General features: G+C 65.6%; 25 protein-coding genes. 5 read left to right on the top strand and 20 right to left on the bottom strand.

Translation table 11 applies throughout. From position 1 onward, the window contains the following. The first annotated feature begins 252 nt into the window (after positions 1 to 252). Together EDF56_RS08950 and EDF56_RS08945 are read left to right on the top strand one after the other, a co-directional pair. Positions 253 to 1,902, top strand: a complete 1,650-nt coding sequence (locus EDF56_RS08950; protein ID WP_132386514.1) for a hypothetical protein — start codon at positions 253 to 255, stop codon at positions 1,900 to 1,902. Positions 1,903 to 2,010: 108 nt separating this feature from the next. Further along, the gene (locus EDF56_RS08945; RefSeq protein ID WP_132386512.1) at positions 2,011 to 2,655 is read left to right on the top strand and encodes a LysE family translocator; all 645 of its coding nucleotides are present in this window, start codon (positions 2,011 to 2,013) and stop codon (positions 2,653 to 2,655) included. Here EDF56_RS08945 and EDF56_RS08940 read toward each other — a convergent pair. From EDF56_RS08940 to EDF56_RS08895, 10 genes are all read right to left on the bottom strand, one after another. After that, positions 2,652 to 2,837, bottom strand: coding sequence for a hypothetical protein (locus EDF56_RS08940; RefSeq protein ID WP_132386510.1), 186 nt, complete (start codon positions 2,835 to 2,837; stop codon positions 2,652 to 2,654). The genes EDF56_RS08945 and EDF56_RS08940 overlap by 4 nt on opposite strands. Positions 2,838 to 2,857: 20 nt before the next feature. Further along, the gene (locus EDF56_RS08935) at positions 2,858 to 3,382 is read right to left on the bottom strand and encodes a hypothetical protein (protein ID WP_132386508.1); all 525 of its coding nucleotides are present in this window, start codon (positions 3,380 to 3,382) and stop codon (positions 2,858 to 2,860) included. An 11-nt stretch (positions 3,383 to 3,393) separates the two neighbouring features. Next, the gene (locus EDF56_RS08930) at positions 3,394 to 3,609 is read right to left on the bottom strand and encodes a hypothetical protein (protein ID WP_132386506.1); all 216 of its coding nucleotides are present in this window, start codon (positions 3,607 to 3,609) and stop codon (positions 3,394 to 3,396) included. A 203-nt stretch (positions 3,610 to 3,812) separates the two neighbouring features. Then, positions 3,813 to 4,832, bottom strand: coding sequence for a type II secretion system F family protein (locus EDF56_RS08925; protein ID WP_132386504.1), 1,020 nt, complete (start codon positions 4,830 to 4,832; stop codon positions 3,813 to 3,815). 19 nt (positions 4,833 to 4,851) lie between these two features. Next, on the bottom strand, positions 4,852 to 5,823 hold the full coding sequence (locus tag EDF56_RS08920) for a type II secretion system F family protein (protein WP_132386502.1): 972 nt from the start codon (positions 5,821 to 5,823) through the stop codon (positions 4,852 to 4,854). A 61-nt stretch (positions 5,824 to 5,884) separates the two neighbouring features. Then, entirely contained in the window at positions 5,885 to 7,156 is a 1,272-nt protein-coding gene (locus EDF56_RS08915) for a pilus assembly protein CpaE (RefSeq protein ID WP_132386500.1), read from the bottom strand. A gap of 4 nt (positions 7,157 to 7,160) precedes the next feature. After that, on the bottom strand, positions 7,161 to 7,832 hold the full coding sequence (locus EDF56_RS08910; protein ID WP_132386498.1) for a CpaD family pilus assembly protein: 672 nt from the start codon (positions 7,830 to 7,832) through the stop codon (positions 7,161 to 7,163). A gap of 14 nt (positions 7,833 to 7,846) precedes the next feature. Next, the gene (locus tag EDF56_RS08905; RefSeq protein ID WP_132387417.1) at positions 7,847 to 9,367 is read right to left on the bottom strand and encodes a type II and III secretion system protein family protein; all 1,521 of its coding nucleotides are present in this window, start codon (positions 9,365 to 9,367) and stop codon (positions 7,847 to 7,849) included. A gap of 62 nt (positions 9,368 to 9,429) precedes the next feature. Then, complete coding sequence (gene cpaB, locus EDF56_RS08900) at positions 9,430 to 10,443, bottom strand: Flp pilus assembly protein CpaB (protein ID WP_132386496.1); 1,014 nt, start codon at positions 10,441 to 10,443, stop codon at positions 9,430 to 9,432. 69 nt (positions 10,444 to 10,512) lie between these two features. Next, positions 10,513 to 11,169 (bottom strand): prepilin peptidase, encoded by a 657-nt coding sequence (locus tag EDF56_RS08895; RefSeq protein WP_243652503.1) that lies wholly within the window; start codon positions 11,167 to 11,169, stop codon positions 10,513 to 10,515. A 167-nt stretch (positions 11,170 to 11,336) separates the two neighbouring features. On the opposite strand from EDF56_RS08895, the gene EDF56_RS08890 reads away from it, so the two are divergent. Continuing rightward, positions 11,337 to 12,293, top strand: coding sequence for an alpha/beta hydrolase (locus EDF56_RS08890; protein WP_132386492.1), 957 nt, complete (start codon positions 11,337 to 11,339; stop codon positions 12,291 to 12,293). Positions 12,294 to 12,311: 18 nt separating this feature from the next. Next, on the top strand, positions 12,312 to 13,400 hold the full coding sequence (locus tag EDF56_RS08885; RefSeq protein WP_132386490.1) for an FAD-dependent oxidoreductase: 1,089 nt from the start codon (positions 12,312 to 12,314) through the stop codon (positions 13,398 to 13,400). Between the two features lie 2 nt (positions 13,401 to 13,402). Here the strand turns inward: EDF56_RS08885 and EDF56_RS08880 are convergent, their stop codons facing one another. From EDF56_RS08880 to ispH, 4 genes are read right to left on the bottom strand one after another with little or no spacing between them, the layout of a single operon-like run. After that, positions 13,403 to 14,515 (bottom strand): FUSC family protein, encoded by a 1,113-nt coding sequence (locus EDF56_RS08880; protein WP_243652502.1) that lies wholly within the window; start codon positions 14,513 to 14,515, stop codon positions 13,403 to 13,405. A gap of 4 nt (positions 14,516 to 14,519) precedes the next feature. Continuing rightward, a complete protein-coding gene (gene rnhA / locus EDF56_RS08875) occupies positions 14,520 to 14,963 on the bottom strand; it encodes a ribonuclease HI (protein WP_132386488.1) in 444 nt (147 codons plus the stop codon). Then, on the bottom strand, positions 14,960 to 15,949 hold the full coding sequence (gene thrB / locus EDF56_RS08870) for a homoserine kinase (protein WP_132386486.1): 990 nt from the start codon (positions 15,947 to 15,949) through the stop codon (positions 14,960 to 14,962). Before thrB ends, rnhA begins: the two co-directional genes overlap by 4 nt. A 13-nt stretch (positions 15,950 to 15,962) precedes the next feature. Continuing rightward, entirely contained in the window at positions 15,963 to 16,904 is a 942-nt protein-coding gene (gene ispH / locus EDF56_RS08865) for a 4-hydroxy-3-methylbut-2-enyl diphosphate reductase (RefSeq protein WP_243652541.1), read from the bottom strand. Between the two features lie 122 nt (positions 16,905 to 17,026). On the opposite strand from ispH, the gene EDF56_RS08860 reads away from it, so the two are divergent. After that, complete coding sequence (locus EDF56_RS08860) at positions 17,027 to 17,701, top strand: hypothetical protein (RefSeq protein ID WP_132386482.1); 675 nt, start codon at positions 17,027 to 17,029, stop codon at positions 17,699 to 17,701. Positions 17,702 to 18,641: 940 nt separating this feature from the next. Here the strand turns inward: EDF56_RS08860 and EDF56_RS08855 are convergent. From EDF56_RS08855 to EDF56_RS08830, 6 genes are all read right to left on the bottom strand, one after another. Continuing rightward, a complete protein-coding gene (locus tag EDF56_RS08855; protein ID WP_132386480.1) occupies positions 18,642 to 19,400 on the bottom strand; it encodes a lysophospholipid acyltransferase family protein in 759 nt (252 codons plus the stop codon). A 47-nt stretch (positions 19,401 to 19,447) separates the two neighbouring features. Next, on the bottom strand, positions 19,448 to 19,885 hold the full coding sequence (locus tag EDF56_RS08850) for a Fur family transcriptional regulator (RefSeq protein ID WP_132386478.1): 438 nt from the start codon (positions 19,883 to 19,885) through the stop codon (positions 19,448 to 19,450). A 177-nt stretch (positions 19,886 to 20,062) separates the two neighbouring features. After that, positions 20,063 to 20,509, bottom strand: coding sequence for a MucR family transcriptional regulator (locus EDF56_RS08845; protein ID WP_132386476.1), 447 nt, complete (start codon positions 20,507 to 20,509; stop codon positions 20,063 to 20,065). A 181-nt stretch (positions 20,510 to 20,690) separates the two neighbouring features. Further along, positions 20,691 to 21,173 (bottom strand): N-acetyltransferase, encoded by a 483-nt coding sequence (locus EDF56_RS08840; RefSeq protein ID WP_132386474.1) that lies wholly within the window; start codon positions 21,171 to 21,173, stop codon positions 20,691 to 20,693. Between the two features lie 11 nt (positions 21,174 to 21,184). After that, positions 21,185 to 21,877, bottom strand: coding sequence for a tRNA (adenosine(37)-N6)-threonylcarbamoyltransferase complex dimerization subunit type 1 TsaB (gene tsaB / locus EDF56_RS08835; RefSeq protein WP_243652501.1), 693 nt, complete (start codon positions 21,875 to 21,877; stop codon positions 21,185 to 21,187). A gap of 24 nt (positions 21,878 to 21,901) precedes the next feature. Beyond that, complete coding sequence (locus EDF56_RS08830; protein ID WP_132386472.1) at positions 21,902 to 22,480, bottom strand: NifU family protein; 579 nt, start codon at positions 22,478 to 22,480, stop codon at positions 21,902 to 21,904. Positions 22,481 to 22,578 lie beyond the last annotated feature (98 nt).

Raw genomic sequence — 22,578 nt, 5'->3', positions numbered from 1 at the left:
TCACGACCGTAAGATGACGAATTCAGGGGATGCCTATAGTTATCATAATGGATCTTAAATAGCTGTAATGTTCGGCATATGCGCTATCTTGTTGCGGCAAATCAAATATGTTTACCAGCCATTGTTTCAATTTTGATCGAGTGTTGACTGGTGATTAGTGCGAACGGCATCGCAAGAATGATGCGGAGTGCAGTATCGCGACTGCTTGGTGCCTCTTTCGCAGGGCTTTGTCTTTGCCTTGGGCTCACCGCTTTGGCGAATCCAGCGCAGGCGCAAGCCTCGAACAAGGATATCGTCGTAAAGGGGCAGGCCGGGAAAGAGCAGGACAATCCGAAGAGCACGTGGAAGCGTGCGGAGGCCGATCATGTCGTGGTCTTCAGCACGGGCAGCGACGATGAACTGAAGCGCGTGACGCGCAATCTCGAACTGCTGCACCGCCTGATGGCGCGCCTCTATCTTCACGGCGCCGAACCGGGCGAGGTGATGAAGTTGCAGGTCGTGCTGATGGATTCGCAGGACCGCATGGAGGCTCTGGGGCTTCGCGACTTGCGCTCGCAGCAAGGTCCGTTCCCTGCGCCTTTTGCCAGCCGCAGCTACTACGACCCGCGCGAGAATGGCGAAGTCCTGGTCATCCCGCGCAGCGAACAGATGATCGACCTCAACACCAGCCGCCGTTTCAGCAGCGACTGCGAGGACCGCGGCGCGCAGGAAGACGGGGGCGACGGCATGTGCGGAAATATCCCCCGGCATCCGCCGATCGCGCGCCCGTGGGAGGGGCTGCTCTCCGCCGCTTTCGCCCAGCATTTCCTGCTGACGTACCTGCCCGCCGCCTATCCGCGCTGGTATCTGGACGGGATGGGCGAGCTGTTTTCGACCCTTGATGTCAAGCACAGCGGGGAGTTCGACTATGCGGTCCCGCCCGAGGGCTTCAAGGACGTGTTCAAGTCCTATGGCTATCCGAAAGTGGCCGAAATCCTGACCGGACATTACCTTCAGGATCCCGATGCGGCGCAGGGCTGGAATCCCTACGGCGCATGGTTGGTGACGTATTATTTCGTGTTCTCCAAGCCGAAGCCGGAGCGATACGCGCAGTTCGAGCACTACATGGCCGATATCCGCCGCGGCGTGCCGCAGGCCGATGCGGCGGCGGTGTTCGGGGACATGCAGGCGTTGCAGCGCGAAATCCAGTCCTGCGGCAATCGCGATATCGCCTATGCCCATGCCGAAGCTCAGCAACCGCCGGTTGCGGAGCCGCTCGTAACGGCCTTGTCACCGGCTGCCGGAGCTTTGCTCGAAGCGAAGATCGAACAGGATTCTCGGCTCGCGACCGGCGGCAGCACCGAGGGTTGGCTTTTGCGTGTGCGCGACATGGCGGCGCAGTTCCCGGGGGATGCCGATGTGCAGCTTTTTGCCGCCGCAGCCGAATGCCGGGGCGGGCAGACCGACGAATGCCTCGCCGGGGCAGAGCGCGTGCTGGCCAAGGCGCCTGACGATGCCGAAGCGCTGACCTGGAAAGGTGTCGCCCTGACCGATCGGGCCATGGCCGGCGCGGAAGCGGACCGGCTGGAACGTCTCGCCACGGCGCGCGGCGCCTTGGTGCGGGCCATTGCTCTGGACGATCAGGCCACCGAGCCTCGGATCGCCTATTTCCTGAGCTTCACCAAGGCGGGCCAGCCCGTCCCGCAAGGTGCCATGCGCGGAATGGTCGAGGCCATCCGGCGCGTGCCCGCTGCGCCCGGCCCGCGCCTCGCTCTTGGCCGGGAACTTGTCCGCGAAGGGCAGGCCGAAATGGCGCGGCAGGTTCTCAATCCGGTGCTGTTTGGGGCTTATGACTCACCTGAACGCAGCGCGGCCCGCAACCTCCTGTCGCTCGCCGATGGGAGTGCCACGATCCGGCGGTGATGGGGAACCGATGTTCAGGAGCATCGCTCCGGCTTTCAGGTTGCGAGACGGATTGATTAGGGCTGAAGCTACGCTGGCGTGTCTGCACGGGGGCTGTAATAGGGCGGGATGACGAGTCTCTCCCTGCTTCTTGCCTTCGTCGTCGCGGCGACGGTTCTGACGATCACGCCCGGTGTCGATACGGCGATGGTGCTGCGCTCGGCCACGGTCGAGGGGCGGCGCGCGGCGGTGTTCGCGGCGCTGGGCATCCTGCTGGGCTGCCTGATCTGGGGCGCGGCGGTCGCGCTGGGGCTGGGCGCGCTGCTGCGGGCGTCGGAACTGGCCTATACCGTGGTCAAGTTCGTGGGGGCGGGCTACCTGCTGTGGCTGGGCGCGAAGCTCGTGCTGCGGCCGCGCCAGACGCTTGATGCCGGGGCCGGTGGCATGCCGACCGGCAAGCGCGGCACGGGGGCGTTCCTGCAGGGCTTTCTCACCAACATGCTCAATCCCAAGGTCGGCGTGTTCTACGTGACTTTTCTTCCGCAATTCGTGCCGCATTCCGTATCGGGGAGCACCGGCGTTGCGGGCTACACCTTTTTCCTCGCCTGCCTGCATGTCCTGCTGACCGTCGTCTGGTTCGCGGCCCTGATCGCCGCCGCCGCGCCGCTCGGCCGGTTCCTGCGGCGACCCGGCGCGGTGAAGACGCTGGACCGCCTGACCGGCGGTGTGTTCGTGGGCTTCGGCGTCAAGCTCGCGGTGTCATCGGCACGCTAGGTGCGTTTTTCTGCTGCCACCTGATCGATGAAGGCCGTCAGGCGGCGCCACAGCGCGTGCCGGGTACCGGCGAAGTTGTGCATGTGGCCCATCTTCCGACCGACGAACAAAGCGATATCGCGGCAGGATGCGTAAGCGGCCAATTCGCGCAGCGGGTCCTGACAGACGTCGCGTTCGCCCATACCGATCAGAAGCGGGAGATTTACCGAGGCGGCCTCCCGCGACACGGCGCCGGGAAAGAAGAGGTTGAAAGCATTGAGCGCCGTCGCGCTGCGCCAATAGGGCAGGGGGGGGCGCGGCCCAGCGAGGCAGCTTCCTTCGCGCCGGCAAATTGCTCGGGCACGTCGTCCCAGTGAAACGCCCAGCGCCAGTCGAAGTCCTTCAGTTTGGCCAATTCCGACGCATGATCGGCCTCGCCGCGTAGGCAAACCTCCCCGTCCGCAATCCGCGCGGGAAGGCGCGTGCACACGGCGCTGCAGCCCAGCAGGGCCAGGCCGTCGAAGCTGTCGTGGGCGGCCTGCATCAGCAGCGCGATCTGGCCGCCCATCGACTGCCCTTCGCCCATCACGACAGAGGGCGATATGGGCGCTATGCCTCCGTCCAGCTCCCCGGCTTTCAGTCTCGCCAGCACGGCCTGCAAGGCGGCATGATTGCATCTGGCGACGAGCGAGAGATCCGCCGGACCGCCTTCGGGTATGTCGCTATCGCCGACGCCCAGATGGTCCATGGCGACGAGGATTACCCCCGTGCGACGTGATGCGCGGCCTCGCTGTAACCGGCTTCGGCTAAGTCGAAATAGCGGCGATTGTATCCTCCGCCCGGGAGGCAGAGGAGGAGCGGCGGACTGCTACTCAGACGGTCCTGCTCCGGGAGGTGCACTGTCACCGCAATCGTCGCGGGCGCGCCGTCGCTTCCGCCGGTATCGATCCGCAAATCCAGAGTTCTGTGCGTCACGGCGCTCTCCCCGCGTGTGGTAACCGACCGCACTTGTGCCATCTTTTCGCAAGGAGGCACCGGCTGATGCGGGGGCGCTACACAAGAGCGCCGTTGCAGAATATGGAGCGGATGGCTTGACGGACGGTCACAAGAGCCGAATGCAAAAACGCCCTCCACCGCATGCGGGGAGGGTGTTTCGCTCTCTCAGACGAGAACTGCGCTCACTTCGGCGGCGGGTGCGGGTCGCCGCCGGAGAAGGCGTCGGCGATCGAACAGGCTGCCGGGCCGAGAATGACCACGAACAGCGTGGGCAGGATGAACAGGATCAGCGGCACGGTCATGATCGCCGGCAGGCGCGCGGCCTTTTCCTCGGCGCGCATCATGCGTTCGTTGCGGAATTCGGCCGAGAGCACGCGCAGCGCCGATGCCAGCGGGGTGCCGTAGCGCTCGGTCTGGATCATCGTGGTCACCACGCCCTTCATGGCGTCTAGGTTGACGCGGTAGGACAGGTTCTCGAAGGCCTGGCGGCGTTCAGTGAGGAACGACAGCTCGATCGACGTAAGCGAGAACTCGTCACCCAGTTCCGGATAGGCCCGGCCCAGTTCGCGGGCGACGCGGTCGAACGCGGCGTCGACGGTAAGACCAGCCTCGGCGCAGATGACCAGCAGGTCGAGCGCGTCGGGCAGGCCCTTGCGGATCAGGTTGGTGCGCTTGTTGCTGAGGTTCTGGATGAAGAGGTCCGGGCCCTTGTAGCCCAGCAGCAGCATTGCCGCGAAGCCCATGAACCGCTTGAACGCGCTCCATTCGGGAAAATAGTTGATCGCGTAGATCACGATCGCGGCAAGGCCGCCCAGCACGATCGGGGCGACCATGCGCGCGAAGACGACCGCGACCGCCCATTCCTTGTTGCGGATGCCGGCTTGCGCCAGCTTCTGCTGGATGACCTTGAGCTGGCTGTCCTGCAACATGCTGAGCGCGCCGAGGAAGCTGCCGATGCGATCGGTGGTGTCGTTGCGGCGGACGACTGACTGGCGCTTCTTGGCCGTGCTGGTGATGATGCCGGCCTTGAGCGCTTCGCGGCGCGAGTTGAGCGCCTTGACGCGCTTGGCCATCGGATCCCGCACGGTGACCGCAGCGTAGATGGCCAGAACCATGGAGGCGGCGCCGACCAAGGCCAGCAGCGTGCCGACGAAGATGACGTTGAAGCCGAGGATCGTGGGTCCGGCGGGTTGAGCGAGCATTGTGGCTGGTTCCTTCCGCTCAGATCTCGAAGCTGACCATCTTGGCCATGATGAAGGCGCCGATGCCCATCCAGACGCCGCCGCCGATCCCGGCGACCATCAGGCGTTCGTCGATGAAGAACCTCCCGGCATAGCTGGGATTGACCCAATAGATCATGCCGTAGACGATAAAGGGCAGCGAGCCGACGATGTAGGCCGAGGCCTTCGATTCCGAGCTCATCGCGCGGATCTTGAGCTTCATCTGGGTGCGCTTGCGCAGCACGTCGGCTAGGTTCGCGAGCGTTTCGGCAAGGTTGCCGCCGGTCTCGCGCTGGATGGCCAAAGTGATGCAGAAGAAGTTGAATTCGGGGATTGCAAGACGGTCGGCGGTATCCTGGAGAGCGTCCTCCATGGTCTTGCCGATCTTGATGCGTTCGGTGACGAGCTTGAACTCCTCGCCCACCGGGCCTGGGACTTCCTTGGCGACGACGCCGAGCGTTTCGGTCACCGGCAGACCTGAACGCAGGCCGCGCACGAGCAGATCGATGGCATCGGCAAACTTGCTGTTGAAGCTGTTGGTGCGCCGCACGATCAGCTTGTTGAGCACGAAGTGGGGCAGGCCCGCGCCGACGAAGAGACCGAAGGCCAGCGCCAGCATGAGCGCGCCGGACTTGAGGAAGATCAGCAGGGTCACGGCAAGGCAGAGGCCGACTGAGGTGTAGATATACTGCGAAACGGTCCAGTTCCGGCCCGAGCGGTGCAAGCGCAGAACCAGCGCGTCGATCCGCGAGTCCGATCCTGCGATCTTGCGAGCGCGCGGCTTGCGCGCGGCGACGGCCTTGCGCATCTGCGCCTCGACCCGGTCGGTCGCGCTTTGCGAATGCCGGAAACGCACGGACTTGAGCCGCCGCGCCGATTCCTTGTCGGGCGAGGGGCCGGCAAGCGCGGCCCAGACGAGCCCGATCACTGCCGTAAGGCCCACCGCCACCAGGAGGAGCTGCATTACATTCATCGCCGTTGCCCGCCTTCACCGGGCCCGCGAGGCTGCCCGGGGAAGCCCCCGGGCGCGCTCGTCAGGCCGCCGTTTCCTTTTTCGTGGCCTTGCCCATCATCGCCTTGAGGTCGAACTTGCCGAGCAGGGAGGGCTTGGCCGCGCCCTTGTCACCGACTTCGCCCGCCTCATCGAGGATCAGGCGCGAGAGTTCGCGGATCGCGCCGCCCGCGCGTGTCGAGCGGTTGGCGTCGGCGAATGTCTGGCCCAGCTTGGCCGCCAGCGAGGCGGCCTTGATGTCGTAAGGGATCGAAAGCTGGATGCGCGTCTCGATCGATGCCTCGAAATCGGCCTTGCTGATCTCGGCCACGCCCGACTGGACCTTGTTGGCCACCACCACCACGCGCGCGTGCGGGGAGTTGGCGCGGAGCCATGACAGCATGCGGATCGTATCGCGCGCCGACGCGAGCGTCAGTTCGGTGACCAGCACGATCACGTTCACGTCCGCCAGCAACTGCGGGAAGTTGATCAGCATGTTGCGCGGCAGATCGATCACCGTCATCTCGAAGGCCTGCCGGAATTCTTCCTCCAGCTGGAGGAAGGCAGAGCCATCGGTCATGAGCGGGGAGCTGATCGGCGCTTCGGCCGAAAGGATCGCGAGATTGTCGTTTGCGCGGATCATCGCGCGCTCGATGAACAGGCCGTCGATGCGGCTGGGGTTATCGATCGCGTCGGTGAGGCCGCGTCCCGGTTCGAGGTCCAGCACGAGTGCGCCGGTGCCGAAGTGGATGTCGAGGTCGAGCAGTGCGGTGGGCAGCTTGTTGTCGGCGCTGAACAGCCAGGCGAGCGAAGTCGCCAGCGTGGAGGCGCCGACGCCGCCGCGCGTGCCGATCACCGCCGTCGAGACATGCGGCTTGGACACGCCGCTTTCGTGGCTGCGCGGAGCGGTGAAAACTGCCTGCGCCTGCGCCAGCGTATCCCGGACGTGCGCGGCCTGAAGCGGCTTGAGCAGATAGTCGTGAATGCCGCTGGCGATGAGATCGCGATAGAGGCGCACGTCGTTGATCTGGCCCACCGCGATGACGACCGTACCCGGCTCGCAGACTTCGGCCAGCGCGTTGATGTCGTTGAGCGGATCGCCGCTTTCCGACAAGTCGACCATCAGGATGTTGGGCGAGGCGGTGATGGCCAGCGACTGCACCGCATTGCGCAGGCCGCCCTTGTTGCACTTCTCGGGCTGCCAGCCCATTTCGATGGCCAGCGGGCGGAGCACGTCGAGCGAGGCTTCGTCGCACACGTAAGCGGCGAACTGGTCACGCCCGTTCGGGCCGCCGGATTTCCAGGGTGCGTTCACGAGATCAGTCTCCCTTGCTCGAAGAGGCGGGCAGCTGGACGCCGCCGCCGCCCGTGGGCGCCGCGTTGCGGAAGGTCTCTATGGCCTTGGTGCTGCGCACGCCCACTTCGGTCGTGCCCGTGGCGCCGTGGACAAGGTCTTCCGGGTTGGCGACCATCGCGGCGAGGTTCGAATTGACGGCGCAGCCGAAGTTGCTCGACAGGCCGTTGTTCGGATTGAAGTCGCTGTTCGATGACCAGTCCGGGCAATGCGGCACCGTGGCCTTGGAGCGGACCAGCACGATGCGGGCGCGGCCCTGGCCAAGGTTGCCCTCGGTCGCCGGGGAGCCTTCGCTGAGCATCAGGCCGAAGCGCCCGGCCACCGCCTCGACCGCGCTGCGCGTGGCCGGGTTGCTTTCGGGATCCTCGACATAGATGCGGTCGCCGTAACGGGCGCCCATGGCTTCGAACCAGTCCACGAGGCGCGACTGTTCGCCATAGGCAAGGCCACTGCCGCCGGTGCCGACATCGAGCGAATAGTTGACCTTCTCGACCACCGGCTGATGTGTGGAATACATCGTGCGGTTGGTGGGCATGCCGCCGCAACCGGCCAGCGCGAGGCCGAGCGAGAGGGCGATCGCCCTGCTGAACATGGGGCGGGAAAGCATGCCTGAGCGAGCGAGGCTGGATTTGGTCATCGGTATCACCTTTCTCACTTCAGGCTGAAGCCGGGCTTGGCGCCGGCGGAGGTCGAAGCCTCCTTCGCGGTTTTGGTGTCGGCGCGGGCTTCGCCGCCGCCTACTGCCGGCGCGGCCGGTGCGTCGTTCGAGCTGGGAGCGGAGCGTTTGTTGCTGGCGCCGTCGCTGGTCATATTGCCAAGCAGGCGCTGCAGGTCGTTCGGCGCATTGAACCCGTCGGTCGGCAGCTGGATGTTCGAGCCATCGGTCGGGTTGACGAGATAGGGGGTGACGACGATCACCAGTTCGGTCTCGCCGCGCTTGTAGCTGGTCGAGCGGAACAGAGAGCCGAGGATCGGCAGGTCGCCCGCGCCGGGCAGCTTCTGGATGGTGTTCTGCGAGTTGTTGCTCAGCAGGCCGGCGATCATGAAGCTCTGGCCCGAGCCCAGTTCCACGGTGGTTTCGGTGCGGCGCACCGTGAGCGCGGGGACCGAGAAGCCATTGAGCTGGACTGCGCCATCGCTGGTCAGTTCCGAGACTTCGGGGCGCACGCGCATCGAGATGCGGCCGTTGGCCAGCACGGTGGGCGCATAGCTGAGCGAAACGCCGTATTTCTTGTATTCGACCGTGATCGTGGTGCTGCTGGTGCCCTGCGCGATCGGGATCGGATATTCGCCGCCTGCCAGGAACTCTGCGCTCTCACCCGAGAGCGTGGTCAGGTTCGGCTGGGCGAGGGTAGTGGAAAGGCCCACCGTCTCCGCTGCGTCGAGCGCGCCGAGGATGTCCACGCCGAGCAGCTTGCCGGCGAAGGCCAGTGTGCTGCCGGTCGTCACCGGGTTGACCCCGGTGCCACCTGCGGGCGCCGTTCCCATGCCCATCGGACCGCCGGGGGCGAACTGATTGAACCAACCCGAACGGCCCTGGCCGACCCCGAACTTGAAGCCGCTGGTGCTGTCCACCGTGGTCAGGTTGTTCTGCATCGACTTGACCAGCGTGCGGCTGACTTCGGCGATGCGCACTTGCAGGTTGACCTGAAGCGGGGTCGCCATGTGCAGGCGGCTGATGACGTTGGCGTCCTTGCCGACATAGGCCTGGACGAGGCGCTCGGCCTCGGCGGCGTCTTCCGGCGTCTTGACGGTGCCGGTGAGCAAGAAGGTGCTGGAGCCCATCGTCGAGACACCGATGCGGGCATCGGGCATCGCCAGACGCAGCATCGAATCGACGCTGTCGATGTTCGAGCCGACCCGTACCGTGGCCGACCACACCACCGCGCCCGCCGAGTTGCTGGCGTAGACCGTGGTGGTGCCGCCGGCCTTGCCGAACAGGTAGAACTGGTTGCGCGACTTGACCTGCACGTCGGCCACCGCGTCGTTGGCGACGAAGACGTCAGTCATCGCGCCGGGAATGTTGACGAGCTGGCCGTTGCCGATCGAAAGCGAGATGTCCTGCGCGGGGCGGACAACCGACTGGGCGGTGGCCGGAACCGCCAGCGGCACGGCGAGCGGCGAGAGCACGCAGGCGGTACGCAGCAGGGTCTTGAGAAGGCGCGTGTGCATCGGTTGGCCCTTCGACGGGTGAAAGCGATTGGGTTTGAGCGCGAGAGCGTGAAGCGGTGCCATCAGTGGCTGCTCACGGCTTCGACAGAGACGTCCTTGCCGCGGGTCACGCGGACCACGGGGCCGATCGGGCCTGCGGGCGGTCCGTTGGGCGCCGGGGCGGCGGCGGTCATCGGGGCGGCTGGAGCGGCGGTCATCGACGGGCGGCTGGAGCGCTGGAAGCGGGAGACGTCGCCGCCGGTCACGTAAGTCGTGTTACCTTCGATCGGCTGGGTCATCGCCTGATGCATCAGCTGATCTTCCTGCGCCTTGGTCGCGCCTTCCGGCACTTTGACCTGACCGGCGGCGAGGATCCGTTCGAAATCGGCCTGATTGTCGGAGATCGAGCGCAGCGAGAGGCTGATCGTGCCGAGTTCCTGCGCGACGGCGACCTTTTCGGCGATGCGCGGGGTGACTTCGAGCGTGACGGTGCTGAAGGCGTGGACCACGGTCTTGCCGTCCACCACGTCGTTATCCGTAGCCTGGTCGGTGGCGAGCACGCGCATGTTGCGCAGGATCGTCTCGGAGGCCTTCAGCGGCTGGCCGCCGTCGGTGCCGGTCACCTGCTGCGTCAGTACGAGGTCGACGCGGTCGCCCGGGAAGATGAAGCCGCCGACGCCGGTCTTGGCGGATACGGGGATCGTCACGGCGCGCATGCCCGGCGCAAGGGCGGCAGCAAGGAAGCCGCGATCGCCCGGCGCGACCAGACCGCCCTGCGTGATCGGCTGGCCGGCGGTGATCGGATAGCGGACCACGGTGCCGAGCAGCTTCTGCATGTCGGCCTCGCCCTCGATGAAGTAGGCGTCCTTCACCAGTTCCTTGGGCCAGTCCTGATAGGAAACGGAATCGGCGGTGATGATCGTGCCGACCGGGAGCGCCTTCTGGGCGACGAGGACCTTGGGGCCCGTCGCTGCCACGGCGGTCGCGGCACCGGCCTGGGGCGCTGCGGCGCCGCTGAACATCGACTTGGCGGCAAAGGCGGTGCCGGCTGCAATAAGCAGCGCGACGACCAGCATCACCAGCTTCTTCTTATCCATGGCTAGAAAGCCCCCTGAGTATCCCCGACTAACTCTGTGTACTTTCGGGTAAATTGGTTAAAATCAGGTTCACCCCAACAATGCGCCCGCGTGGACCGCGGAAATCGTGCGGTCCGCCATGACCCAGAGCGCGGCAGCGGCGATGGCGACCCCATAGGGCACCCGCAGCTTCGACTTCTGGCGGCGCTGGATATGCGCGAAGGCAAGAGTGAACAGGATGACGATGGCCAGCATGGTTAATCCGGCGGTGAGGGCCGGGGCGCTGGCGAGAATGTCTGGTGCCAGCAAGGGGCGTCCGGTGGCGAGCGCCCAAGTCATGGCTGCTGCCAGCCAGACCCAGCCCGCCGCGCCCAGCCAAGCGGCCAGATCGCGCACGGTTTCGCCCGGGCGGCGCTGCATGTTGCAGGCGGCCATGGCCACCGAGGCGCCGCCGCCGACCACGGCCATGAGCACGACCAGCATCAGGAAATGCGCGGGTGCGAACCACAAGGCGAGCGCGGTCAGCAGTTTGACGTCGCCCCCGCCCATCTGGCGGATGACGAAGAGCACGCAGCAGATGACGAATGTGAGCAGCGCAAGGCCGATCTGGAACCCGATCTGGGTCCAGCCGAATCCCATGGACAGCCACCACAACGGCGCCGCGAGCGCGATGCCCGCGTTAAGCGCGTTGTCTATCTCGCGCCGCCGAAGATCGGTGAATGCGGCGACGAGGAGCGCGGTTGCCAATGCGGCCAGCAATGCGTACGAAAAATACGCGCCATGCATGCGTTAGTACCCCCCTTAACGGGGTATGATCTAGCGGGTATCGCTTACCAAAAAGTAACCAGTGCGCTGAGGCTGGAATTAGCCACGTGACAACCGAAACAAGTGAAATTCCGTATCCTTTCAAGATCATGGACGGTCCCGCCCGGGCTCGTCGGGCGATCCCGGCAGGCGTCGTGGAAGGGCGCTGGCTGGCTGCCGACGGCAAGACCGCGATCCGGCGGATCGACTGGCCCCCACCCGATTCTCCGCGCGGTTCGCTGCTGTTCCTGCCGGGGCGCGGCGATGCCTACGAGAAGTGGCTGGAGACTCTGGAGCAGTGGCATTCGGAGGGCTGGGCCGTTAGCTCCATCGACTGGCGCGGGCAGGCGCTGAGCGGGCGGCTCGGCCGTGACGGCATGACCGGTCATGTCGACGATTTCGCCACCTGGATCGACGATCTTGCGCTGTTCTGGGCCGATTGGGCGCGGGAAAGGCCGGGCCCGCACGTGCTGGTGGGCCATTCGATGGGCGGGCATCTGGCCATGCGCGCGGTGACCGAACGGCGGGTCGTGCCCGATGCGCTGGTGCTTTCGGCGCCGATGCTGGGGCTGCATCCCACGACGATCCCCACCGCGATACTCCATCCCGTCGCCCGCGCGATCCAGGCGCTGGGCGATTCGCGCCGTCCGGCGTGGAAGGGCAACGAGAAGCCCGAACTGATCCCGCAGGCGCGCATGCTGCTGCTGACGCATGACGAATCGCGCTATGCCGATGAGGACTGGTGGCGGCGCCAACGCCCGGCGATCGCCATGGGCGCGGCAAGCTGGCATTGGGTCGAACGCGCGATCGCCTCGATCCGGGGGCTCGAAACCAAGGGTATTCTCGAATCGGTAGACGTACCGGTGCTGCTGCTGGGCGTCCGGCACGACGGGCTGGTGTCATGGCCGGCGATTCGCCGTGCCGCCGCGCGTCTGCCGCATGCGACTCTGATTTCATGGGGCCGCCGCTGCCGCCACGAGATCCTGCGAGAGGTCGATCCGGTGCGTGACGAAGCGCTTGCCGCGATCCGGGACTTCCTGAACGAGGCCGCGCCGGTTAGGGGGTGAACCCCATGGACACCCGCAATGGATAGGTTCGATATCATCGTTGTCGGCGCCGGCATGGCCGGTGCCTCGCTCGCCGCGCGGCTGGGCGGGCGGGCGACAGTGCTCGTGATCGAGGCGGAGGACCGTCCGGGCTATCACGCCACCGGCCGGTCCGCCGCGTTCTGGACCGAAAGCTACGGCGGCCCCCGCGTGCAGCCGCTGACTGCCGCCTCGGGCCGCGAACTTCACGCACTCGGCATGCTGACGCCGCGCAGCGCCCTGACGCTGGGCCGTGCGGGGGAAGAGGCCGAAGTCGAGCGTTTCGCGCGGACTTATGCGGAGCTTGGCGTCGACGTAGACGTGCTGGACCGCGCGGGAATCGAGGCGCGTGTGCCCGGTCTGCGCAGCGGCTGGACGGCGGGCGTGCTGGAGCCGAGCACCTGCGACATCGACGTCGCAGGACTGCATCAGCATTACCTTGCCGCCGCGCGCCGCAACGGCGTGGACGTGTGGTGCCGCGCCGGATTGCGCGCAGCCGAGCGGACGCAAACCGGCTGGACGCTGACATTGACTGACGGGCGCACGGTGTCCTGCGCGATTCTCGTGAACGCGGCCGGGGCATGGGCCGATCCGGTGGCGCGCTTGGCGGGCGTGCACGCGCTTGGCATTGCCCCGTTCCGCCGCACCGTGGCCCAGCTTGCGGTCGGCCGTCCGGTACCTGCCGATCTGCCGCTGGTCCTCGACCTGGGCGAGACCTTCTATTTCAAGCCCGAGCATGGCCGCCTCTGGCTAAGCCCGCATGACGAGACGCCCAGCCAGCCCTGCGATGCCGCGCCCGAGGAACTGGACGTCGCGCTGGCCATCGACCGATTCGAAAAGGTGGTGGACTGGCCGGTCGAGCGGGTCGAGCACCGCTGGGCAGGCCTTCGCGCGTTCGCGCCTGATCGGCTGCCGGTTTATGGCTTCGACCCGGCAGACCCGGCGTTCTTCTGGTTCGCCGGGCAGGGCGGCTTCGGCATCCAGACCGCGCCTGCGGCCGCCGAGCTTGGCGCGCGGCTGCTATTGGGTGATGCGGGCGGCGATCTGGACCCGGCTCCTTATGCGCCGGATCGCTTCGTTACCGCCTGAACTCACTCCGATCCGCTGACATCGTCCACGCGTTCGGTAAGCTTCCGGCCGGGCGCCACGAAGTGCCAGATCAGCAGGACCGGCTCCAGCACCGCCATGCCGATCATGATGCTGATGAGGCGGTGGATGGCGGGCAGGATATGCGCGTCCGCATAAGAATCGGGCACCAGCACGACCAGCACCGTCAGCGTGAATTGCAGGCCGAGATAGGTTACTTGCGGCAGCCCGTTCTCGATATGGCGGCCGATGACGATGCCAAGGCACGTGCCCGCGATCAAGATCGGCGCGCTGCCTTGCGCCACCAATAGCACCACGAGCGCGAGGCTCCCGCCGGCAAGGCAGCCGAGCGTGCGGTGGAACAACCGGCGCGTCACCGGCACGAAGCCGCTGGCACCGATGCCGTTCACTGGCACGATCATTACCGCCATCACGGTGACCGCGGCCTGCGCCATTTCGGGCAAGTCGAACAGGGCATGGAGCAGCGGCAGCACTGAAATGGCAATCCCCGCCTGCACCGCATGACGCGCCGCATGGGGATGCCAGCGCATCCGGTCCGGACGCGGATGGTGCAGGGCGAGCCACTTCTTGCCCGCAAATGTCGCGGTGACGAGGCTGACGATCACGCAGGCGACAGTCCCCGCGATCACTTCCAGCAGCCGCGTCTGCGCGAACTGGATGGTATCGAGCGTGGGATGCTCCAGCCGGTCGAGCAGCACCATTTCGAAGGTCAGGCCGAACAGCAGCCAGGCATAGGCGCGCCGCGCGGTCAGCATGCCGTAGAGCCCCAGCGCGCCGACCAGCGCCGCGCTGACCATCGCCAGCGGCAACGAGCGCGCCGCCCACGGCACTACGAGCAGCGCCAGCCCAGATCCCAGCGCGGTGCCGACGATACGCAGCACGCCGCGCAGCATCGTTTCCGAAGCTTCGCTCTTGAGCAGGACGAAGGCGGTGAACGCGGCCCAGCCCACCATCGTCGCGCCGATCAGATGCGCGATCACGATGGCCAGCATCACCGAGGCGACGCAGGCCCATTCGTCGGCCATGCGCGGGCCGGGCGTTACCAGCGCGCGGGCTTCGTCCCTGAACCGCTGCCGGAACGCGGGGAGCGCGCCCAAACGGTCAGCCCTGCTTGCCGGCGGCCACCGCCGCGTCGCTCGCCAGCTTGTCCACGCGCTCGTTTTCCGTATGGCCGGAGTGGCCGCGCACCCATTGCCAATCGACCGCGTGACGGCCCGCAGCCTCGATCAGCTCATGCCAGAGATCGGCATTGCGCACCGGCTGCTTGCTGGCGTTGATCCAGCCCTTCTTCTTCCAGCCGTGGACCCACTTGGTGATCCCGTCGATCACGTACTTGCTGTCGGTATGGAGCGTGACTTCGCAAGGCTCGGTCAGCGCATTTAGCGCCTTGATGACGGCGGTCATCTCCATGCGGTTGTTGGTGGTGTCCGGCTCGCCGCCCGACATTTCCTTTTCGTGCACGCCCATGCGCAGCAACACGCCCCAGCCGCCGGGGCCGGGATTGCCCTTGCAGGCGCCGTCGGTGAAAATGTCCACTTTCTTCATGCGCCGAAGATACCGTCATTGGCGGGATCGGCATAGAATTCGAGGCGACGTGCGAAAGCCATCGGGTCCTTGGGGGTGACGAGCGCGTCGGCGGGCGTGTTCAGCCAGTCATAGGCGCGGGTGGACAGGAAGCGGACGGCGGCACCGCGTGCGAGCAGGGGCAGGGCGGCGCGCTCGTCCGAAGACAGCGGACGGACGCTCTCATAGCCCTCGATCAATGCTGCCGAGAGTTCGGCGTCGAAGCGCGTGCCGTCGTTGGAGAAGCACCACGCAGCGTGGGTGACCGCCACGTCATAGGCCAGCAGGTCGGTGCAGGCGAAGTAGAAGTCGATCAGGCCGGTGACCTTGTCGCCCAGCATCAGCACGTTGTCGGGGAACAGGTCCGCATGGATCACGCCCTGCGGCAGGGCCTGCGGCCAACGCGCGGCAAGGATCGGTAATTCCCGCTCCACCAGCGCGGCAAGGTCGGCGTCGATAGAGGCCAGCCCGTCGTGCCCGCAATCGCCCAGAAGCTGCTGCCATGCGGGCAGGTCGAGCGAGTTGGCGCGGTTCATCGGGAAATCTGCCGAAGCGAGGTGGACTTGCGCCAGCGCCGCACCCACTGCGCGGGCCTGTCCGACCGTGGGCTCGGACACCGAAACGCCGGGCAGGTACTCGATCAGCGCGAGTGCTTTCTTGCCTTCGGGCGTGTCGATCAGGCGGTGGCTGGCGCCGTCACGATCATGCATGGTGCGCGGCACCGGGCAGCCGCGCGCGGCCAGATGGTCCAGCAGATCGAGGAAGAACGGCAGCTCGGCTACTTCCGTACGGCTTTCGTAGACCGTCAGGATAAAGCGGCGCGATGCGTCGCCCTGCTGCGTTTCGAGCAGCCAGTTGCTGTTGGAAACGCCCTCGGCAATGCCCTTTGCGGAGACGAGCGTGCCGACCTCGAAGGCATCGACGATCGCGGCGATATCCTCGGCGCCGAGCCGGGTATAGACTGCCATTTGGGTAGAATCCTCAGCGTGCGAGCTGGCGGGGCAGCTTGAAAGTGATGGTCTCCTCGGCCGTGACCACCTGTTCGGTCGAGACCTCGCGCAGTTCCCTGATCCGCGCGACCACTTCGTTGACCAGTTCCTCGGGCGCGGAAGCTCCGGCAGTGAGGCCGACGCTCGCGATACCGTCGAACCACATCGGATCGATATCGGTGGCGCGCTGGATCATCCGGCCGACCGAGCCCGAACGCTCGGCCACTTCGACAAGGCGCAGCGAGTTCGAGCTCTTGGGTGAACCGATCACCAGCACCAGCTCGCATTGCGGGGCGATCTGCTTGACCGCCGCCTGCCGGTTGGAGGTGGCGTAGCAGATGTCTTCCGCCTTGGGGGCGACCACTTGCGGGAAGCGCGCGTGAAGCGCGGCGATGATCGCGGCGGTATCGTCGACCGAGAGCGTGGTCTGCGAAAGATAGGCAAGCTCGACATCGCCGGGGACTTGCAGCGTCGCCACGTCCTCCACCGTTTCCACCAGCGTCATGTTACCCTCGGGAACCTGCCCGAATGTGCCGATCACCTCGGGATGGCCGGCGTGGCCGATGAACAGGATGTGGCGGCCTTCGGCAATCTGGCGTTCGGCCTGGCGGTGCACCTTGCTGACCAGTGGGCAAGTGGCATCGAGCCAGTCGAGGCCGCGCGCGCTCGCCTCGGCGGGGACCGATTTCGGTACGCCGTGGGCGGAGAAGATCACCGGGACGCCGTCCGGCACCTGATCCACGCTTTCGACGAAGACGGCGCCCTTGGCCTTGAGGCTATCGACCACGAACTTGTTGTGCACGATCTCATGGCGCACGTAGACCGGGGCGCCATAGATCTCCAGCGCGCGCTCGACGATCTCGATGGCGCGGTCCACCCCCGCGCAGAAACCGCGCGGCGCGGCGATCAGGAGGCGCAGGGGCAACAGGCGCATGGGCGGCTTCTCTTCGGCTGGAAGCTTCTTCTCGGGTGGAAAGGGCGCGTTCATGAATGGGCCTCTAGCGCTTTGCCGCGCGCGCCGCTAGGGCAAGCGCACGCCACTCGAGGGATGTCACGATGAATGCACGCCGCCTGACCGCTACCGTCCTCTGCTCCGCCGCCGCGGCTGCCGCGCTCAGCGGTTGTGCAAAGAAGGGCGATATCGTGGTCGATTCGGGGGTTGGCATCACGGCGGTGCGCACGGCGTGCCCCGCCGTCGGCATTCCTGACTACACCGGCGACATCACGCTGTTCCGCGTGCCGAACGACAAGACGGCGGCGAATATCGACGTCGTCGCGGCGATGACCAATGTGCGCAGCCAGTGCAGCGACCAGAACGGCGCGCAGGCCAACGACAAGGTGAGCGCGCAGGTCAGCTTCGACGTTCTCGCCCGCCGCACCGACACGCAGAGCGCGCGCCAGATCACGCTGCCGATCTTCGTCAGCGTGTTGCAGGGCGGCTCGGCTGTCGTCTCCAAGCGCGTCGGCCAGGTGCAGGTGAACTTCGCCGCAGGTCAGGACCGCGCCCAGGCGCACGGCGTCGGCACAGCCTATATCGACCGCGCTTCCGCGACGCTGCCCGCCGATATCCGCCAGCGCATCACTCGCCCGCGCAAGGCCGGCGGCGAGGACGCGGCAGTCGATCCGCTGTCGCAGCCCGATGTGAAGACCGCCGTGGCGCGCGCCAGCTTCGAAGTGCTGGTGGGCTTCCAGCTCGATGAGAGCCAGCTGGCGTATAACGCCACGCGTTAAGCGGTGGGGCGAGGCTTGCTGTCTGTCTGACGGCCTGTCTTCACCGCGTTTCCTCCTCGCCTGCGAACCGAGGCGAGGTGCGGCCCTCCGATATCATACCCCTTGAGCAGGTGCGCCGTTTACTGCGTGACGCGATGACTTTGCCGCGAAAGACTTGTTCCAGAAAAACGTCATCCTGAACTTGTTTAGCTGCGCTGGCCTGCGGCTCAGGATCCATCGAGCAGTTGGCACCGGAGCGTGGTTGGTCCGAACCGCGCCTTCGATCATGTTTCCCAGTACCGAGGCATCCGCACCATGGACCCTGAAACAAGTTCAGGGTGACGTTGGAAAATGAGAAAAACTGCCAGCCTTCCCACGCCCCGCTCATCCTGAGCCTGTCGAAGGATGCGAACTCCGCGCCACGTCTCCGGGGGCTTCGACAAGCTCAGCCTGAGCGGAGTTAGAAGAGGCCGGCATCGGCTGCTATGGGCGGGAGAAAGTAGAGCCGAATAGCGGAAGCCGCGAATTGGCAGCTCTATCTCGAATTTCTATTCAGCGCTTGTCGAGCCGCTTCAGCTAGCTTGCAGTCCTTCTTGGTCGCCCGGCATTGCTGCTCAAGCATCTCCACAATCTTATTTTGCTCTCGGAGAAAATACTCATCGTGTCTGATATCTGGAGACCACATGTTTCTTCCCAGCGATTGGGAGTTGGCATGGTGCAGACGGTCGTTTCCAGTAGAATTTAACGGATAGACTTGAGCTTGATGCGGAATTGCATACCCGATCGCAATGCCCGTGATCAGGAATGCCACTGCAACGGACACTGTTCTTATACGATGGGCGCGCGTCATAGACGGTTCTCAGTCCTATCGTGTCGCCAGCTATTGAGCCGACAGTTACCTGCGCTTCCTAAACAGCCGCTTTCAGCCGAAAAATCTCCAGCCTAGCGTCGACCGAATTTCTTAACCCGCCATCACGCGCTCAATCGCCTCGCGCGCATGGCGGGCAATCGCCTTGCGGTCCGCGCACTGATCGCCGGTAAGCGGCGGCAGGAAGTGCATGGTCAGTGTGATCGGGCGCCAACGCGCCAAGATGCGCAGGGCGTTGTCCACCCCGGGCTCCTCGCCGACCCACGCCATGTCCGTCACTTGCGGGCCGTAATCGAGCCAGACCGGCTGGATTGCCATCTGGTCCTCGTGCGCTTCCACAGCCGAAAGCAGCGAGGACTTGAAGGGCAGCAGTCCGGTGCCGTCGCTGGTGGTGCCTTCGGGAAAGATCGTCAGGCAGCCGGAATCGGCCATGGCGCGGCGCACCTGTTCGATCTGGGCGGCGACGCTGCGGCGTTCGTGTCGGGCGACGAAGACCGTGCCGTTGAGTTCGCAGAGCCAGCGCAAAGCGCCGATCCCCGCCAGTCCGTCATGCGCGACGAAGGCCGTGCCGGTGGCGCCGGCGAGCGCGGGAATGTCCAGCCATGACACGTGGTTGGCCAGCAGGATGCCGCGCCGCAGGGGCTTTGCGCCGCGCATTTCCACGCGCAGACCGGCGATCGTGCCGATCGTGCGCAGGAACAGCGGCGGCACCGGATTGGCGCGCGTGAACGGGGCCAGCAGGTAGTAAGCGGCAAGACTGACGAGCAGGGCCGCAAGTAGTGCAGCCAGCCGGACGGCGACAAGCGGCCATTGCCAGAACGCAATGCGTCCGGACGGCAAGGTCGGCGCCATCCCGTTCACCTTGGTCGGTTCACCTGTGCCCGCTCACGTAAGCGGGCTCACTTGCGGGTTTCGCCGTCCTCGCGCTCGATCCGCACGCCGAACAGTTCCATGCGGTGATCGACGAGACGGAAGCCGAGGCGCTCGGCCACCTGGCGCTGGAGCGCTTCGAGTTCGGGGTCGACGAATTCGATGACTGCGCCGCTCTCGACGTCGATCATGTGGTCATGATGGGCTTCGGGCGCGGCTTCGTAGCGGGCGCGGCCGTCGCCGAAATCGTGGCGGTCAAGAATGCCCGCTTCCTCGAACAGGCGCACGGTGCGGTAGACCGTCGCGATCGAGATGCCGGGGTCCAGCGCGGACGCGCGCTGGTGCAGCTTCTCCACATCGGGGTGGTCGGTGCTCTCGGACAGGACCTTGGCGATCACCCGACGTTGTTCGGTGATACGCAGGCCGCGTTCGGCGCAGAGAGCTTCGATGTCGATGGGTTGGTGCACGTTTGACCTGTATCAATGAAAAGAGGCGCACCTGCTATTTAGGCTGGTGCGCCTCCAATCACAACCTTTGGCGCCGTTGGACTACCCGGCTTTCCGCAGTTTGGACCCCTTGGCGCGCAAGTTATGCGCCGCGAAGGGGCTGCGAGCGGGTGTCGGGCCGGCGCCCGGCGCTACCGTTCAGGCAGCGGCAGTCTTGGGCTTGCGGCCGCGGCGTGCGTTGGGCTTGCGGCCGAGGCCGATCTTCTTGGCCAGTTCGCGACGCTTTTCGGCGTAGTTGGGGGCAACCATCGGATAGTCGGCGGGCAGGTTCCAGCGCGCGCGATACTCGTCCGGGGTCATGTTGTAGTGCGTCATGAGGTGACGCTTCAGCATCTTGAGCTTCTTGCCGTCTTCAAGGCACACGATGTAGTCGGGCTTGACCGAGGCGCGCACCGAAACGGCGGGCTCGGGCTTTTCTTCCTCAACTACGGGCGTGGTGCCGAGACCGGCAAGAGCGCCATAGACATTGGTGATCAGCGAGGGCAGGTCCTCGACGCCGACGCTGTTGTTGCTGACATGTGCGGCGACAATGTCGGACGTGAGCGTGATCAGCGTCTCGTTGGCGTCAGCCTGGATAGTGTCCATCTTCTTACGACCTCTTATTTTTACGCGACCTTTAGGAGCGGAATCGATTTACATTTCACGAGGCCGCGGATCGCCCTTGAACCACTTTTTCGGGAAACACAAGATGATTCCCAATTTGTTCGATGCGATCCTAGTTGTTTCTAGTTAATCCAGCATGAATACTGCCGGAATGACGTCGTAATCATGTCAAATTGACCGTATTTTCGCCACAAATGTCGCAGGCGAAGGTGATTGCATCGATCCGCTCGCCATTCGGCAGGCGATAGTAGTCTTTACGCTCGCCGATTGGGTAGAAACCGAAGCCCGAGTACAGGAATTCGGCTGGATTGCCTTTTCTCATTTCCAGAAGCAGGCGTTTCGCGCCGCGACTCGTTGCTGCAAGTTGCAGCGCGTCCAGCATTGTGCGGCCCAGTTTCTTGCGCCTGTATTCAGGCGTCACGCCCAACAGAAGCAGTTCTTCTTCTTCGTATCCGGTGCGGGACAGAGAAAAACCGGCGGCATCTTCGTCTTCGCCGACGGGCAGGCCTTGCGGCGAGATCAGGAAATAGTGGCAATTGCCGAGGGCCAGCGCATCTTCGACTTGTCGGCGGTTCCATGCCTCGCCCCAGGCGGGGTCGAAGGCGGTCTGCATCACCGCCATGATCCGGTCGATATCGTCGATCATCCGCGTGCCCATTATTGTGCTGCTCCCGAAGGAATGGCGGCCGCCGCCATCGGCTTTGCGTCCGGCGCGCGGCCGTAGAGCGGGTGGATATCGGCAGTCAGCGCGGCAGCGGGTAGCAGCGGCAGGCAGCGCGCATCGGGCCAGATCGAAAGCGCTTCGCCGGTTCCGCCCAGCGCTTCGCGCGCGGCCAGGAGCGCCTCGGCCTGGGTGCCGGCGAGGATCGTTTCGGGATTGGCGGCGGTGGCGGCATCGGGGCGCAGCGAGGCAAGCGGGCGGCTGGTTGCGCCCTGCGCGTCGAAGCCTTCGGTGAACCATTCGCCGTGGCCGCCGCTCATCACTACGGCCACCGGCACCGCGCCGCGTTCCTGGCGCGCCATCGCGGCGATCAGCGAGAGGGTGGGGTAGCCCAAGACTTCGGCGCCCCACGCCAGCGCGAGCGCGCGGCCGGCGGCAAGGCCGACGCGCACGCCGGTAAAGCTGCCGGGTCCGAGCGCAACGACGACGCGTCCCGCGCGACCACGGTCGGGCAGGGCGGCGATCATCGGCACCAGCGCTTCGGCATGGCCGCGCCCGAGCATGCGGTAGTCGCCCGCAAGCAGGACGCCGTCTTCGAAGAGCGCGACCGAGCAGGCCTCGGTGGCGCTGTCGATCACGAGAGTCCGGCCCGTCAGGTCCAGCGTGGAGTTATCGGCGGTTGCGATCACGGGGTGAAGTCAGGGCGGGGCGGGTCAGGCGGCGCGGACTTCGGTAACTTCCGGCACGTAGTGCTTGAGCAGGCTTTCGATCCCGTGCTTCAGCGTGGCGGTCGACGAGGGGCAGCCCGAGCAGGCGCCCTGCATGCCAAGGTAGACCACGCCTTCGCGGAAGCCGCGATAGACGATGTCGCCGCCGTCGTTGGCAACGGCGGGGCGCACGCGGGTTTCGATCAGGTCCTTGATCTGCGCGACGATGTCGGCATCGGCGGGATCGTCGCCGTAATCGTGCTCTTCCTCGGGCGGGACGGCGAAGCCGCTGGCGTCACCGCCTGCGAAAAGCGGTGCCTGCGACACGAAATGATCGAGCAGGACGGAAACCACTTGCGGCTTCAGGTCCCCCCATTCGACGCCGGGCGCGGCGGTAACGGCCACGAAGTGCTCACCGAACAGCACGCCGGTCACGTCGCCAAGGCCGAACAGCGCTTCCGCGAGCGGCGAGACCTCGGCCGCTTCGGGCGAAGTGAATTCGCGCGTGCCCGCAGGCATGACCTGCCGGCCGGGCAGGAACTTGAGCGTGGCGGGGTTCGGCGTGGCTTCGGTTTCAATGTACATGGCTCTCGCGATGTAGGAGGACATGCCGTCCGGTCAAGTCCGCCAATGGCCGGAATTGGACAATTAGCTGGCATTCATCGCAATCACGCGTGCGTTTT

The organism is Novosphingobium sp. PhB165, from assembly GCF_004341845.1.
In the GTDB taxonomy this organism is placed as follows: Bacteria; Pseudomonadota; Alphaproteobacteria; order Sphingomonadales; family Sphingomonadaceae; genus Novosphingobium.
Note: the sequence above shows the minus strand (reverse complement) of the source record. Positions and strands in the feature narration are given on the sequence as shown.

Bases quoted from the DNA above. Each gene is read 5' to 3' on its own strand.
- EDF56_RS08860 (WP_132386482.1), top strand. From the start codon at position 17,027: ATGAATGCACGCCGCCTGACCGCTACCGTCCTCTGCTCCGCCGCCGCG.
- EDF56_RS08905 (WP_132387417.1), bottom strand. From the start codon at position 9,367: ATGCACACGCGCCTTCTCAAGACCCTGCTGCGTACCGCCTGCGTGCTC.
- rnhA (WP_132386488.1), bottom strand. From the start codon at position 14,963: ATGAAGAAAGTGGACATTTTCACCGACGGCGCCTGCAAGGGCAATCCC.
- EDF56_RS08910 (WP_132386498.1), bottom strand. From the start codon at position 7,832: ATGACCAAATCCAGCCTCGCTCGCTCAGGCATGCTTTCCCGCCCCATG.
- EDF56_RS08890 (WP_132386492.1), top strand. From the start codon at position 11,337: ATGGACGGTCCCGCCCGGGCTCGTCGGGCGATCCCGGCAGGCGTCGTG.
- EDF56_RS08855 (WP_132386480.1), bottom strand. From the start codon at position 19,400: ATGGCGCCGACCTTGCCGTCCGGACGCATTGCGTTCTGGCAATGGCCG.
- EDF56_RS08830 (WP_132386472.1), bottom strand. From the start codon at position 22,480: ATGTACATTGAAACCGAAGCCACGCCGAACCCCGCCACGCTCAAGTTC.
- ispH (WP_243652541.1), bottom strand. From the start codon at position 16,904: ATGCGCCTGTTGCCCCTGCGCCTCCTGATCGCCGCGCCGCGCGGTTTC.
- EDF56_RS08935 (WP_132386508.1), bottom strand. From the start codon at position 3,382: ATGGACCATCTGGGCGTCGGCGATAGCGACATACCCGAAGGCGGTCCG.
- thrB (WP_132386486.1), bottom strand. From the start codon at position 15,949: ATGGCAGTCTATACCCGGCTCGGCGCCGAGGATATCGCCGCGATCGTC.
- EDF56_RS08885 (WP_132386490.1), top strand. From the start codon at position 12,312: ATGGATAGGTTCGATATCATCGTTGTCGGCGCCGGCATGGCCGGTGCC.
- EDF56_RS08845 (WP_132386476.1), bottom strand. From the start codon at position 20,509: ATGGACACTATCCAGGCTGACGCCAACGAGACGCTGATCACGCTCACG.
- EDF56_RS08925 (WP_132386504.1), bottom strand. From the start codon at position 4,832: ATGCTCGCTCAACCCGCCGGACCCACGATCCTCGGCTTCAACGTCATC.
- EDF56_RS08945 (WP_132386512.1), top strand. From the start codon at position 2,011: ATGACGAGTCTCTCCCTGCTTCTTGCCTTCGTCGTCGCGGCGACGGTT.
- EDF56_RS08940 (WP_132386510.1), bottom strand. From the start codon at position 2,837: ATGGGCGAACGCGACGTCTGTCAGGACCCGCTGCGCGAATTGGCCGCT.
- EDF56_RS08840 (WP_132386474.1), bottom strand. From the start codon at position 21,173: ATGATCGACGATATCGACCGGATCATGGCGGTGATGCAGACCGCCTTC.
- cpaB (WP_132386496.1), bottom strand. From the start codon at position 10,443: ATGGATAAGAAGAAGCTGGTGATGCTGGTCGTCGCGCTGCTTATTGCA.
- EDF56_RS08920 (WP_132386502.1), bottom strand. From the start codon at position 5,823: ATGAATGTAATGCAGCTCCTCCTGGTGGCGGTGGGCCTTACGGCAGTG.